Genomic DNA, 13,362 nt, shown 5'->3' on the forward strand with positions numbered 1-13,362 from the left:
GCCCCGCCGCCGCCCACACTCCCCCCGCACCGGCCTCCCGGCCACCGGGCCCGCCGCTGCCCCGGCAGCGGGACCCGCGCGCGGACACACCGACGCGGCCGCTCCGGCCACCCGGGCTCCCACGCGCTCGCACGGTCGGGCATCGCTCCTGCCCGACCCCCTACGGCAGTACCCCTGCCCGGCGGGCCGAGGCCACCGCCTCGCCCCTGGTGTGGGCGCCGAGTTTGCGCATGGCCGAGCGGAGGTAGCTCTTGACGGTTTCCGGGCTCAGGCCCAGGCGGGACGCCGCGGTGGCGTTGGTCGCGCCGGCGGCCACGCAGGTCAGTACGTCGATCTCGCGGGGGGCCAGGCCGACGCCCGGCAACGGGGTGGCCGCCGTGGTCAACAGGCCGCAGGCGTCGAGGAGTTCGGCGCGCAGAGCAGTGTCGGAGATCCGCGGGGCCAGGGCGCGCAGGGCCGCGTGGGCCTCGCGGACCTGCTCCCAGGCAGCCCCGTCCGCCGGGTCCGGGGCGGGCACGGTGCGGGACGCCGCCAGCAGGTCCCGCGCCCGCTCCTGAGCCACCAGCGACTGCTCCACGTCCCGCGCCGCCTCCACGGCCGCGCCCAGCGTCCGGTCGCCCAGCGGCTGGGCCGTGCGCAGCGCGCCGTACAGCACGCCGCGCACCCGGCGCCCCACGACCACCGGCACCGCCAGCACCGAGCGCAGCCCCTCCGCGGCGACCGGGACGTCGTACTCGTGGCTGATCCGCGGCGACAGCGAATAGTCCGTGACCGCGCACGGGCGGCCCAGCGCCACCGCCTTGCCGCCGAGCCCGTTGCCGGAGCTCACCGCGAGCGCCCGGAGCGCGCACGTCGTCGTACCGGTCAGCTCGCTGATCCGCACCCGCGGCCGGCCCGGCTCGACCAGACCGCCGAAGGCGACCGGAAGGCCCGTCGCACGACGCAGCCGCACCAGCGCACCACGGATCTCCGCCGCCCCGGCCGCGTCCGCCCTCACCTGCTCGCCCCTTCGCCGTGGACCGTCTGGACCTGCCCGCGCACCACACCCCCGTTCGGGGGTAGTGAGACGCACATCACGGATTACACGATGGCAGAGAGCCGCCCGGCAATGGTCCGGAACCAAGGAGGACAGATGACGACGGCGACGGAGCACTTCCGCAGGGCGCGGGACTTCCTGCTGGAACACCGTGAGGACTACGCCACCGCCTACGCCGGCTTCGAGTGGCCCCGCCCCACCCACTTCAACTGGGCGCTGGACTGGTTCGACGCCGTCGCCGAGGGGAACGACCGCACCGCCCTGCACATCGTCGAGGAGGACGGCACCGAGACCCGCCTCTCCTTCGCCGAGATGTCCGAGCGTTCCAGCCGCGCCGCGAACTGGCTGCGCGACCGCGGCGTCGCCGCCGAGGACCGCATCCTCGTCATGCTCGGCAACCAGGCCGAGTTGTGGGAGACCGCGCTCGCCGCGATGAAGCTGCGCGCGGTCGTCATCCCCGCCACCCCCCTGCTCGGCCCGGCCGACCTGACCGACCGCGTCGAACGCGGCCGGGTCAAGCACGTGATCGCGCGCGCCGCCGACACCGCCAAGTTCGCCGACGTCCCCGGCACCTACACCCGCATCTGTGTCGGCGGCCTTCCGGAGGAGGGCTGGGAGCCCTACGAGGACGTGTACGCCGCCCCCGCCGAGTTCGTCCCGGACGGGCCCACCCTCGCTGACGACCCGCTGATGCTGTACTTCACCTCGGGCACCACGGCCCGCCCCAAGCTGGTGGAGCACACCCACGTCTCGTACCCCGTCGGGCATCTGGCCACCATGTACTGGATCGGCCTGAAGCCTGGGGACGTGCACCTCAACATCTCCTCGCCCGGCTGGGCCAAGCACGCCTGGTCGAACCTGTTCGCGCCGTGGAACGCCGAGGCGACCGTCTTCATCCACAACTACACCCGCTTCGACGCCGCCCGCCTGATGGCCGAGATGGACCGCGCGGGCGTCACCACCTTCTGCGCCCCGCCGACCGTGTGGCGCATGCTGATCCAGGCCGACCTCTCGCAACTGCGCACCCCGCCCCGAGCGGCCGTGGCCGCGGGCGAACCCCTCAACCCGGAGGTCATCGAGCAGGTCCGGCGCGCCTGGGGCGTGACCATCCGGGACGGCTTCGGGCAGACCGAGACCGCCGTGCAGGTCTCCAACAGCCCCGGCCAGCCGCTGAAGACCGGCTCCATGGGCCGGCCCAGCCCCGGCTACGGCGTCGAACTGCTCGACCCGGTCTCCGGCGCGCCCGGCGCCGCCGAGGGCGAGATCGCGCTCGACCTGTCCGCGCGCCCGGTCGGCCTGATGACCGGCTACCACGGCGACCCGGAGCGCACCGCCGAGGCGATGGCCGGCGGCTACTACCGGACAGGGGACGTCGCCTCCAGGGACGAAGAGGGGTATCTGACGTATGTCGGACGCTCCGACGATGTCTTCAAGGCGTCCGACTACAAGATCAGTCCGTTCGAGCTGGAGAGCGCACTGCTGGAGCACGAGGCGGTGGCCGAGGCGGCGGTCGTGCCCGCGCCGGACCCGCTGCGGCTCGCGGTGCCGAAGGCGTACGTCGTCCTCGCCGAGGGCTGGGAGCCGGACACCGGCACCGCGAAGGCCCTCTTCGAGCACTCCCGGGAGGTGCTCGCCCCCTACAAGCGCATCCGCCGGCTGGAGTTCGGCGAGCTGCCCAAGACCGTCTCCGGCAAGATCCGCCGGATCGAGCTGCGCGAGGCCACGGCCGCGGGCTCGGCGAACGAGTACCGCGAGGAGGACTTCCGGTGAGCGAACGTCCGGTGAGCGAGCCGTCCTACGCCCACGGAACCAGCGGCACACCGCTGCTGAGCGACACCATCGGCGCCAACCTCGACCGGGCGGTCGCCTCCTTCGCCGACCGCGAGGCGCTCGTCGACGTGCCCTCCGGACGCCGCTGGACCTACGCCGAGTTCGGTGCCGCCGTCGACGAGGTGGCCCGCGGGCTGCTCGCCAAGGGCGTGGCCAGGGGCGACCGGGTCGGGATCTGGGCGGTCAACTGCCCCGAGTGGGTGCTCGTCCAGTACGCCACCGCGCGCATCGGCGTGATCATGGTGAACATCAACCCGGCCTACCGGGCACACGAGGTGGAGTACGTGCTCCGGCAGGCCGGCATCTCGCTGCTGGTCGCCTCGCAGGCCCACCGGGGCACCGACTACCGGGAGCTGGTCGAGCAGGTCCGCGGCAAGTGCCCCGACCTGCGCGAGACGATCTACATCGGCGCCCCGTCGTGGGACGCGCTGACGGCGGCCGCTGCGGAGGTGCCGGTGGACCGGCCGGCCGCCATCCAGGCGGAGTTGAGCTGCGACGACCCGGTCAACATCCAGTACACCTCGGGCACCACGGGCTTCCCCAAGGGAGCCACGCTCTCCCACCACAACATCCTCAACAACGGCTACTGGGTGGGCCGTACGGTCGGCTACACCGAACAGGACAGGATCTGCATCCCCGTCCCGTACTACCACTGTTTTGGCATGGTCATGGGCAATCTGGCGGCCACCTCGCACGGCGCGTGCATGGTGATCCCGGCGCCGTCCTTCGAGCCGAAGGCCACCCTGGAGGCGGTCCAGCGGGAACGCTGCACCTCGCTGTACGGGGTGCCGACGATGTTCATCGCGGAGCTGAACCTCCCCGGCTTCGCGTCGTACGGCCTGTCGTCCCTGCGCACCGGCATCATGGCGGGCTCGCCCTGCCCGGTGGAGGTGATGAAGCGGGTGGTCGCCGAGATGCACATGGAGGAGGTCTCCATCTGCTACGGCATGACCGAGACCTCACCGGTCTCCCTCCAGACCCGGATGGACGACGACCTCGAACACCGCACCGGCACGGTCGGCCGCGTACTGCCGCACCTGGAGGTCAAGGTCGTCGACCCGGCCACCGGGGTCACCCGGCCCCGTGGCACGTCGGGCGAGCTGTGCACCCGCGGCTACAGCGTGATGGTCGGCTACTGGAACGAGCCGGAGAAGACCGCGCAGGCGGTGGACGCGGGCCGCTGGATGCACACCGGGGACCTCGCGGTGATGCGCGAGGACGGGTACGTCGAGATCGTCGGCCGCATCAAGGACATGATCATCCGCGGCGGCGAGAACATCTACCCGCGCGAGATCGAGGAGTTCCTCTACGGCCACCCGAAGATCCGTGACGTCCAGGTGGTCGGCGTGCCGCACGAGAAGTACGGCGAGGAGGTGCTGGCCTGCGTCATCCCGCTGGACGCGGCCGACCCGCCGGCCCTGGAGGACCTGCGGGCCTTCTGTGAGGGCCGGCTGGCCCACTACAAGATCCCGAGCCTGCTGCGGATCCTGGACTCCTTCCCGATGACCGTCTCCGGAAAGGTGCGCAAGGTCGAACTCCGCGAGAAGTACGCCCGGTGAGCACGCGGCCGGCGTCACGGGCACCCGTGGTGCGCGGAACGACGCCGGCTTCCTGAAACACCCCTCGCCTCCCGACCGCCCCCGGCACTTCTGCCGGGGGCGGTTTCCGTCGTGGGGTGCCCGCTCTTGACGGCCTTCGCGGGCCCCACTTACATTGCTTCCAGATAGTAGAAAGTAGTTTCCGCTATACGGAATAGCTGCGACCGCGGGGCGCGACGGGCGTGCGAATCCGACAGCCGAAGACAGCCGAAGCAGGAGAACTCGATGGCTCGTATGACCGCTGCCCGCGCGGCAGTTGAGATCCTCAAGCGCGAGGGCGTCACCGCCGCGTTCGGTGTGCCGGGCGCAGCGATCAACCCCTTCTACGCGGCGCTCAAGGCGTCCGGCGGAATCAACCACACCCTCGCCCGCCACGTGGAGGGCGCCTCGCACATGGCCGAGGGCTACACGAGGACCCACGCGGGCAACATCGGCGTCTGCATCGGCACGTCCGGCCCCGCCGGCACCGACATGATCACCGGCCTGTACTCGGCCACCGGCGACTCCATCCCGATCCTGTGCATCACGGGCCAGGCCCCCACCGCCGTGATCCACAAGGAGGACTTCCAGGCCGTCGACATCGCCTCGATCGCCAAGCCGGTGACCAAGATGGCCGTCACCGTCCTGGAGGCCGCGCAGGTCCCCGGCGTCTTCCAGCAGGCCTTCCACCTGATGCGCTCCGGCCGTCCCGGCCCGGTCCTGATCGACCTGCCGATCGACGTCCAGCTCACCGAGATCGAGTTCGACCCGGAGACGTACGAGCCGCTGCCCGTCTACAAGCCGGCCGCGAGCCGCGCCCAGATCGAGAAGGCGATCACGCTGCTCAACGAGTCCGAGCGGCCCCTGATCGTCGCGGGCGGCGGTGTCATCAACGCCGATGCCTCCGAACTCCTCGTGGAGTTCGCCGAGCTGACGGGCGTTCCGGTCGTCCCGACCCTGATGGGCTGGGGCGTCCTGCCCGACGACCACGAGCTGAACGCGGGCATGGTCGGCCTCCAGACCTCGCACCGCTACGGCAACGCGACCTTCCTGGAGTCCGACTTCGTCCTCGGCATCGGCAACCGCTGGGCCAACCGCCACACCGGGAAGCTGGACGTCTACACGGCCGGCCGGAAGTTCGTCCACGTCGACATCGAGCCCACCCAGATCGGCAGGATCTTCGCCCCGGACTACGGCATCGCCTCCGACGCGAAGGCCGCGCTGGAGCTGTTCGTCCAGGTGGCCCGCGAGCGGAAGGCGGCCGGCCGGCTGCCCGACCGCTCCGCCTGGGCAGCCGCCGCGCAGGAGAAGCGCGCGAAGCTCCAGCGGCGTACGCACTTCGACAACGTCCCGATCAAGCCGCAGCGCGTCTACGAGGAGATGAACAAGGCCTTCGGCCCGGAGACCCGGTACGTCTCCACCATCGGCCTCTCGCAGATCGCCGGCGCCCAGATGCTGCACGTCTTCAGGCCGCGGCACTGGATCAACTGCGGACAGGCCGGACCGCTCGGCTGGACCGTCCCGGCCGCGCTCGGTGTCGCCAAGGCCGACCCGGAGGCGTCCGTCGTCGCCCTCTCCGGCGACTACGACTTCCAGTTCATGATCGAGGAACTGGCGGTCGGCGCGCAGCACAAGATCCCGTACGTCCACGTGTTGGTCAACAACTCCTACCTGGGCCTGATCCGCCAGGCGCAGCGCGCCTTCGACATCGACTTCCAGGTCAACCTGGAGTTCGAGAACATCAACTCGCCCGAGCTGGGCGTCTACGGCGTCGACCATGTCAAGGTCGCCGAGGGCCTGGGCTGCAAGGCGATCCGGGTGACCGACCCCGATGAGCTCGGAGCCGCCCTCGAGCAGGCCAAGAAGCTCGCCGCCGAGCACCGCGTGCCGGTCGTCGTCGAGGCGATCCTGGAGCGGGTCACCAACATCTCGATGTCGGGCACCAACGACATCGGCAACGTCGTCGAGTTCGAGGACGTCGCCACCGAGCCCGGCCACGCCCCGACCGCCGTCAGGGCCCTGAAGGTCTGACGCGTACACCGATCGAAGGGGGCGGCCCGCCTACAGGGGGCCGCCCCCCTCGCGCTGTTCCGGCGCAACTCGACTGCGCCGTCACACGGAGGCGCAGCTGAAGCCGCCCGAGCCGCCGCCCCAGGAGTGCGGCAGCTCCCGCTCGGTCGACCCGCCCCGCCCGAGGAGCCCCGCCTCCCGCGCGAAGCGCGGCATGAGCAGGGTCAGCGCCCGGTCCCCGTACAGGGCCACGGCCAGCAGCCGGTCGTCGGCCGACAGGCCCTTCCCGGTCGTGGGCAGCGGATGCCGGTCCCGCAGGTCCCTCAGGGCCCGCCGGCCGGCCCGGGTGCGCCCGGGCGGGAAGTCGCGCAGCAGCCCGGCGTCGGTGAGCTCGTGGCGCAGGTCGGTCAGCGCGCGGGCGACGGGTTCCCGGTCCAGCAACTGCCGCATGCCCGCGGGGCGGTAGAGGGAGGCGTGCACGGTCTTCGGCAGGTGGGGGAGGGCGGGGAGGTCCGTCCCCGCGCCGCGGGCCGGCCCCGTGGTGTGCATCGTGCCGCCGCGTCCGGGTCCGACGGCGCCCCGCGCCCGCAGAGCGAGCACGGCGACGGTGACGGCGGCGCGGCGGCCGCCCCGCAGAAACGCGATCTCGTGCGGCGCGAGCCGGTTCGTCTCGGCACTGTCCATGGCACCCCCAGCGGCCGGAGCACGGGGCCCGCCACCCCCGTACCGGCGGGCCCCGTCGAGGGGAATGTGCCCACTCCCGGGGGTGCCCGACGCCTGCCGGCCCTGCTTCAGAGCATGATTTGAGCATGCCGTAGCCGCGCTACGCCCGCTGCGGTAGACGTCCCGGCCGCTCCGTTCCCCGCCCGCGCCGTGGCCCCGCCGCTCAGGCGTCTTCGTCGTCCGGCACGTTCAGATGTCGTCGTGCTCCGGCAGGCCCGGCCAGTCGTCCGGGCCGCCGCCCTGCCACTCGATGAGGTCGCTCTCCTCCACCTCGACGCGGTCCAGGTCGGCCAGCCGGAGGATCTCGATCACGTCGTCCAGGTGGGAGGCGAGCCCGAGGGTCACGTCGCCCTCGGTCACCCGCCGGGAGCCGTCCAGGGCCGGCGCGTGCACCACGATGTGCGGATGCTGCGTGGGGTAGTCCATGTCCTCAAGCCTCCTGATCCTCAGCCTCCTGCCGCGGCTCCCGGTCCGCACGCCGAGAAGCGCCGGACCCGGGTGACGACCCGGGTCCGGCGCTCCTTCCGCCATCCGCTTGGTTGCCGTCCGGCGGCGCGAGACTGGGCGCGACAGGACATTCGCGCCGCCGGACGGGATCAGGGGCCTCGCGACACGGCCGCGAGGCGGAGGGCCGGGACCGCGGCGGGTGCGACGGCTCCGGGCCGTCCTCCCTCAGGTCGGGAGGACGGTCCCGTCGCTTTCACCACCGCACTGGCTCGCACGCCGCCGCGGTCCCTGGTCCCTGCCCGCACGGCCGTCGGACGGCTACCCCTCATCCGGGTCGCCCGACGGCCCGGGCGGGCCGTACGCGTACGGGGTCCGGGGCATGACCTCCCGGTGGACCCCGTACGCGGCTCTGTGTCAGTCCTCGCGCACCGCGTCCGCGCCGCCGAGGGAGTCCGCCACGGTGGAGAAGCGCGCGAACACCTCGGTGCGCTTGCCGACCGTGCCCAGGAAGTCGGCGTGGGTGTAGCCGGTGACGTCGTCGGTCACCTCGAAGTACCCGTGGGCGCCGGAGCCGCGGGCGTGCACCACGCTCCCCCACTGCTGCCTTAACCACGTGGGAGGTGCCCCCACCGGGATGCGCTCGCGGTTGAAGCGCGCCAGCTTCTCCAGCAGGTGCTGGTCCTGGAGGAGGAGAGGGCCGCCGATGCCGGCGGAGGCGGAGTTCTGGTTGTCGGCGACCGGGGCGCCGGACTCGGTCGTGAGCACGCGCTTCGACATCAGGGACCTTCCGTGCAGAGTGCATTCGGAAATGTGTTTCCGCTTCGTGGAGTTTCCGCTGGCGTGGAGCCTAGGAGCGGCGCGATCGGCTCGTCAACAGTTCGTTGAATGAAGGGTGGTGGAGATCCGGACGGCGCCGCCGCCTGGCGCGACACGACAGATGTCGGCGGCGGCGCCGTCCGGAGGTCTGGGGGTCGGGTCAGACCTGGGCGCCGGAGAGGCGCTCCACGGCCCGCAGCAGGGCCGAGTGGTCCAGGCCGCCGTCGCCCTGCGCGCGCAGGGAGGCCACCAGCTGGGCCACCACGGCGCCGACGGGCAGTGCGGCGCCAACGGTGCGGGCCGCGTCCGTCACGATGCCCATGTCCTTGTGGTGCAGGTCGATACGGAAGCCCGGCTTGAAGTCGCGCTGGAGGAAGTTGTCCTTCTTCCGCGTCAGCACGGTCGAGCCCGCCAGGCCACCGTTCAGGACGTCCAGCGCCGCCTTCAGGTCCACGCCCGACTTCTCCAGGAAGACCACGGCCTCGGCGCATGCCTGGATGTTGACGGCGACGATGAGCTGGTTGGCGGCCTTCACGGTCTGGCCGGAGCCGTGCGGACCGCACAGCACGACCGTCCTGCCCAGCGCGTCGAAGAGCGGCTTGGCCGTGTCGAAGTCGGCCTGCTCGCCGCCGACCATGATCGACAGCACCGCCTCGACGGCGCCCGCCTCACCGCCGGAGACGGGGGCGTCCAGGACCCGGATGCCCTTGTCCCCGGCGGCGGCGGCCAGGTCGATCGAGGTCTGCGGGGTGATCGAGGACATGTCGATCAGCAGCGCGCCGGAGCGCGCGTTCTCCAGGATGCCGTCCGGGCCGTATGCGATGGCCTCGACCTGCGGCGACGCGGGCACCATCGTGACGATCACGTCGGCGTCCCGGACCGCCTCGGCGATCGAGCCCGCCGTGTTGCCGCCCGCGGCGGCCAGCCGGTCCAGCTTCGCCTGCTCCAGCGTGTAGCCGGTGACGTCGTAGCCCGCCTTGATCAGGTTCTCGGACATGGGGGAGCCCATGATGCCGAGGCCGATCCAGGCAACCTTGGGAAGGGTGGTGGTCATGTGCGGGTGCCTTTCTGACTTCTGTGCTGCGTCTGGGAGTCGGGGCCCGGTGAAAGGGGTCCGGGTGGGTCAGCGGGCCGCTCGGGCCCCGGCCGGCAGCCACCCGAAGGCCTCGGCGCTCGGCCGGTCGCCCGGCTTGTACTCCAGGCCGACCCAGCCGTCGTAACCGGCCTTCCCCAACTGGTCGAGGAGGTCCTCCAGCGGGAGCGAGCCCGTACCGGGCGCGCCGCGGCCGGGGTTGTCCGCGATCTGGACGTGGCCGGTCCGCGCGGCGTACCGCTCGATCACCGACGGCAGGTCCTCGCCGTTCATGGACAGGTGGTACAGGTCCATCAGGAACCTGGCGTTGCCGAGGCCCGACGCCGCGTTCACCTTGTCCACCACCTCGGCGGCGGCGGGCGCGCTCACCAGCGGGTACAGCGGCGACTCCGGCTTGTTGAGTGCCTCGACCAGCAGGATCGCGCCGATACGGTCGGCGGCCCGGGCCGCGAGGACCAGGTTGTCCAGCGCGAGCGCGTCCTGCTCGGCCGGGTCCACGCCCTCGACCCGGTTGCCGTACAGGGCGTTGAGAGCCGTGCAGCCGAGGGACTGGGCGAGCTCCGCGGCCACGTCGATGTTGGCGCGGAACCGCTCCGACTCCTCGCCGGGCACGGACAGCGCGCCGCGGTCGGGGCCCGGGAGCTTTCCGGCGTAGAAGTTCAGGCCGGTGAGCTGTACGCCCGCGTCCTCGATCGCCTGCTTCAGGGCGTCGGTCGCGGAACGCTCCGGGGTGGGGGAGTCGATCCACGGCCACCACAGCTCGACCGCGGTGAAGCCGGCCGCGGCGGCGGCCGCCGGCCGCTCCAGGAGCGGGAGTTCCGTGAAGAGGATCGACAGGTTGACGTTGAAGCGCTGGTCTGTGAATCCCATCAGGGCCGCGCTCCCTTCCATTGTCGTATTCCGTATTGCGGAAGTTTGTTTCTGCTTAATGGAAGACTGCCGGGGGGTGTCGCGGCTTGTCAAGAGGGTGCGGGCTCCGGCGTGGATCCCGGCCCCGGGGGGCTGCCCGGAAACCGGCCCGCGCGTTAGGTTGTGCGCGTGCGATTGAGAGTGGAGTTCACGACCGAACCCTTCGATCTGGACGAGGCCCCCGAGCACGCGCTGGTGGCACGGGAGGTCGTCGAGGCGGCCGAGCTGGACGCCGTGGACGTCGGCCCGTTCGGCAACACGGCCGAGGGGGGTGCCGACGTCGTCCTGGACGCCGTGGACGCCCTGCTGCGCAGGACCCTCGGGGCCGGCGCCACCCGGATCTCCCTTCAGGTCACCGTGCTCGGGGAGGACGGGAGGTGATCGGGGAGGAGTCCTTCATCGCTGCCCTGAAGCCGCTGGTCGACGCCATCGGCGGCCGGATGCTCCCGCCCGACGAGGCCGGCCCCGACGACGTCGTGCTCTTCTGGGAGGGTGACGTCGCCGTCGCCGTACGCCTGCCGCAGCTCGCCGACTCGCTGGACCACATCCTGGCCGCGATGGAGCGCAAGAAGGGCATGCCGCTCGCGGATCTGGACCGCAAGGCCAAGCAGGAGGTCGTGCGGGTACTGGAGGCGCGCGGCGCCTTCTCCGTCCGGCACGGGGTGGAGACCGTGGCGAGCGCGCTGGGCGTCAGCCGCTTCACCGTCTACAACTACCTCAACCGCGACAAGCAGAGCTGAGCCACCGCCGGGCAGGGCGTCCCGGAATTTTCAACAAACTGTTGACGCGGTGTTCGTCAGGGCGTTAGCTATCCGCAGCCCGTCCCACGCGAAGGCCGTCAACAGCCCACGGAGGCTCCCGTGACTTCGACCTCAACGCCACCGGGCCTCGCCCGATTCAACGCTCTCCCCGAAGACGCGGCCCGAGCCGTCCTTCTGGAGGCGTGCGCCAGCACGGCGTGGGCCGACCGGCTGCTGGCGGCCCGCCCCTGCGACACCCCCGACGACCTCGAAGCCGCGAGCGACGCCGCCATGGCGGAGCTGACCCCCGCGGACCTCGAGGAGGCGATGGCCGGCCACCCGCCGATCGGCCGTCCCAAGCCCGGCGACCCGGCCTCGGCCCGCGAACAGCGCGGAATGGCCGGCGCCTCCGAGGAACTCAAGGCCGAGATGCTCGACCTCAACCTGGCCTACCAGGACAAGTTCGGCCACGTCTTCCTCATCTGCGCCACCGGCCGGACCGGCGAGCAGATGCGCGACGCGCTCAAGGAGCGGATCGGCAACGCGCCGGAACAGGAACGCGAGATCGTCCGCAGCGAACTGGGGAAGATCAACCGCATCCGGCTCGCCCGGCTGCTCGAAGACGCCTGAGAAGACGCCCGAAGAGGAAACCATGAGCACCGAGACCACCGCCTCCGTGTCCACGCACATCCTGGACACCTCCGCCGGCCGCCCCGCCGGGGGCGTCGCCGTCCGCCTTCTGGCCCGCTCGGGCCGGGAAGCCGGCTGGCAGGCGCTCGGCGGCTCCTCGACCGACGCCGACGGGCGGTGCAAGGACCTTCCGGCACCGCCGGAGGGCACCACCCACGTACGGCTCGAGTTCGACACCGAGACGTACTTCGCCAAGAAACAAGCCGCGGCCCAGCAGGACGCCCCCGCGCTCCGGGACAGCGAGAACGGCCGGCCCGTGTTCTTCCCCGAGGTCACCATCGCCTTCGCGGTGGTGCCCGGCGAGCACTACCACGTTCCGCTGCTGCTCAACCCGTTCGGCTACTCCGTTTACCGAGGGAGCTGACCGACACCATGACCCGTTTCGTCCTGGGACAGAACCAGTACGGCAAGGCCGAGAACCGAGTCGTCAAGATCACGCGTGACGGCGACACGCACCGCATCAAGGACCTGAATGTCTCCGTCGCCCTGTCCGGCGACATGGAGGAGGTCCACCGCAGCGGCTCCAACGCGAACGTCCTGCCGACCGACACCACCAAGAACACGGTGTTCGCCTTCGCCAAGGAGCACGGGATCCAGAGCGCCGAGGACTTCGGCGTCAGGCTCGCCCGGCACTTCGTGGACAACACCGAGCCCATCCACCGGGCCCGCATCCGCGTCGAGGAGTACGCCTGGGAGCGGATCGAGACCTCGCAGTCCGGCGCGCGCTTCGTCGGCTCGGAAGAGATCGCCCACTCCTTCGTCCGCAAGGGCCAGGAGACCCGCGTCGCGCAGATCACCTACGACGGCCACGGAATCCAGGTGCTCTCCGGGTTCAAGGACCTGACCGTACTGAACTCGACCAACTCCGAGTTCTTCGGCTTCCTCAAGGACAAGTACACCTCCCTTCAGGAGGACCACGACCGCATCCTCGCCACCACCGTCTCCACCTGGTGGCGGCACAACTGGAACGGCATCGACTCGCACGCCCCCGACTGGGAGCGCTCGTACAACGGGGTACGCAAGCACGCGCTGCAGGCGTTCGCCGAAACCTACTCGTACTCGCTCCAGCAGACCCTCTTCGAGATGGGTGTGCGGGTGCTGAACTCCCGCGACGAGGTCGACGAGATCCGCTTCTCGATGCCCAACAAGCACCACTTCCGCTCGGACCTGTCGCCCTTCGGAATCGACAACGAGGCCAAGGACGGCGCCGTCTACTACGCCGCCGACCGCCCCTACGGCCTGATCGAGGCCACCATCCTGCGGGACGGCGCCGAGCAGCTCATCCCGGTCGACATGACAAACCTCTGACGCGGGACGCGCGCCACCGGACCCGCTCCGGACCGGTGGTGCGCCACACCGGAGGGAACGAAATGGCAATGCCTGCTCAAGGGTCCGTCGAAGGCCCGTGTTCCACCCCGCCGGTGCACACCGAGGACGCCGTCACGTCCGTGCACCCGGTGGACGAGAGACTCCACCGTTCCTCTGGACTGA

General features: G+C 71.3%; 13 protein-coding genes and 1 pseudogene. 8 read left to right on the top strand and 6 right to left on the bottom strand.

Features of this window, described 5'->3' with window-relative positions; genetic code table 11:
* Positions 1-160 precede the first annotated feature (160 nt).
* Positions 161-997: a helix-turn-helix transcriptional regulator gene (locus tag OIE49_RS28405; protein WP_326804751.1), complete on the bottom strand. Its 837-nt coding sequence runs from the start codon at positions 995-997 to the stop codon at positions 161-163.
* Positions 998-1,132: 135 nt separating this feature from the next.
* Between OIE49_RS28405 and OIE49_RS28410 the strand changes: the two genes are divergently transcribed.
* From OIE49_RS28410 to gcl, 3 genes are all read left to right on the top strand, one after another.
* Positions 1,133-2,806, top strand: a complete 1,674-nt coding sequence (locus OIE49_RS28410) for an AMP-binding protein (protein ID WP_326804752.1) — start codon at positions 1,133-1,135, stop codon at positions 2,804-2,806.
* Entirely contained in the window at positions 2,803-4,425 is a 1,623-nt protein-coding gene (locus OIE49_RS28415) for an AMP-binding protein (protein ID WP_401743080.1), read from the top strand. The genes OIE49_RS28410 and OIE49_RS28415 overlap by 4 nt, the downstream gene beginning before the upstream one ends.
* Before the next feature lie 264 nt (positions 4,426-4,689).
* A complete protein-coding gene (gcl, locus tag OIE49_RS28420; RefSeq protein WP_326804753.1) occupies positions 4,690-6,474 on the top strand; it encodes a glyoxylate carboligase in 1,785 nt (594 codons plus the stop codon).
* Positions 6,475-6,555: 81 nt separating this feature from the next.
* On the opposite strand, the gene OIE49_RS28425 is transcribed toward gcl, so the two are convergent.
* From OIE49_RS28425 to OIE49_RS28445, 5 genes and pseudogenes are all read right to left on the bottom strand, one after another.
* A complete protein-coding gene (locus OIE49_RS28425) occupies positions 6,556-7,137 on the bottom strand; it encodes a TIGR04222 domain-containing membrane protein (protein WP_326804754.1) in 582 nt (193 codons plus the stop codon).
* Between the two features lie 228 nt (positions 7,138-7,365).
* Positions 7,366-7,602 carry a hypothetical protein gene (locus OIE49_RS28430; protein ID WP_100566480.1) on the bottom strand — a complete coding sequence of 79 codons (237 nt, stop codon included), beginning with the start codon at positions 7,600-7,602 and terminating at the stop codon, positions 7,366-7,368.
* Positions 7,603-8,043: 441 nt separating this feature from the next.
* A pseudogene (locus OIE49_RS28435) lies at positions 8,044-8,400 on the bottom strand (catalase); the annotation flags it as partial.
* Between the two features lie 199 nt (positions 8,401-8,599).
* On the bottom strand, positions 8,600-9,493 hold the full coding sequence (locus OIE49_RS28440) for a 2-hydroxy-3-oxopropionate reductase (protein WP_326804755.1): 894 nt from the start codon (positions 9,491-9,493) through the stop codon (positions 8,600-8,602).
* A gap of 69 nt (positions 9,494-9,562) precedes the next feature.
* Entirely contained in the window at positions 9,563-10,402 is an 840-nt protein-coding gene (locus OIE49_RS28445) for a TIM barrel protein (protein ID WP_326804756.1), read from the bottom strand.
* A 168-nt stretch (positions 10,403-10,570) separates the two neighbouring features.
* Between OIE49_RS28445 and OIE49_RS28450 the strand changes: the two genes are divergently transcribed.
* The 5 genes from OIE49_RS28450 to pucL all read left to right on the top strand — a co-directional run bounded on the left by OIE49_RS28450 (position 10,571) and on the right by pucL (position 13,179).
* Positions 10,571-10,822, top strand: a complete 252-nt coding sequence (locus tag OIE49_RS28450) for a hypothetical protein (RefSeq protein ID WP_326804757.1) — start codon at positions 10,571-10,573, stop codon at positions 10,820-10,822.
* Complete coding sequence (locus OIE49_RS28455; RefSeq protein WP_234375362.1) at positions 10,819-11,181, top strand: helix-turn-helix domain-containing protein; 363 nt, start codon at positions 10,819-10,821, stop codon at positions 11,179-11,181. The genes OIE49_RS28450 and OIE49_RS28455 overlap by 4 nt, the downstream gene beginning before the upstream one ends.
* Before the next feature lie 120 nt (positions 11,182-11,301).
* Positions 11,302-11,811, top strand: coding sequence for a 2-oxo-4-hydroxy-4-carboxy-5-ureidoimidazoline decarboxylase (uraD, locus tag OIE49_RS28460; protein ID WP_326804758.1), 510 nt, complete (start codon positions 11,302-11,304; stop codon positions 11,809-11,811).
* Positions 11,812-11,833: 22 nt separating this feature from the next.
* On the top strand, positions 11,834-12,235 hold the full coding sequence (gene uraH, locus OIE49_RS28465) for a hydroxyisourate hydrolase (protein ID WP_100566485.1): 402 nt from the start codon (positions 11,834-11,836) through the stop codon (positions 12,233-12,235).
* Positions 12,236-12,243: 8 nt separating this feature from the next.
* Complete coding sequence (pucL, locus tag OIE49_RS28470) at positions 12,244-13,179, top strand: factor-independent urate hydroxylase (protein WP_326804759.1); 936 nt, start codon at positions 12,244-12,246, stop codon at positions 13,177-13,179.
* Positions 13,180-13,362 lie beyond the last annotated feature (183 nt).

Source organism: Streptomyces sp. NBC_01788 (genome assembly GCF_035917575.1).
Taxonomy (GTDB): Bacteria; Actinomycetota; Actinomycetes; order Streptomycetales; family Streptomycetaceae; genus Streptomyces.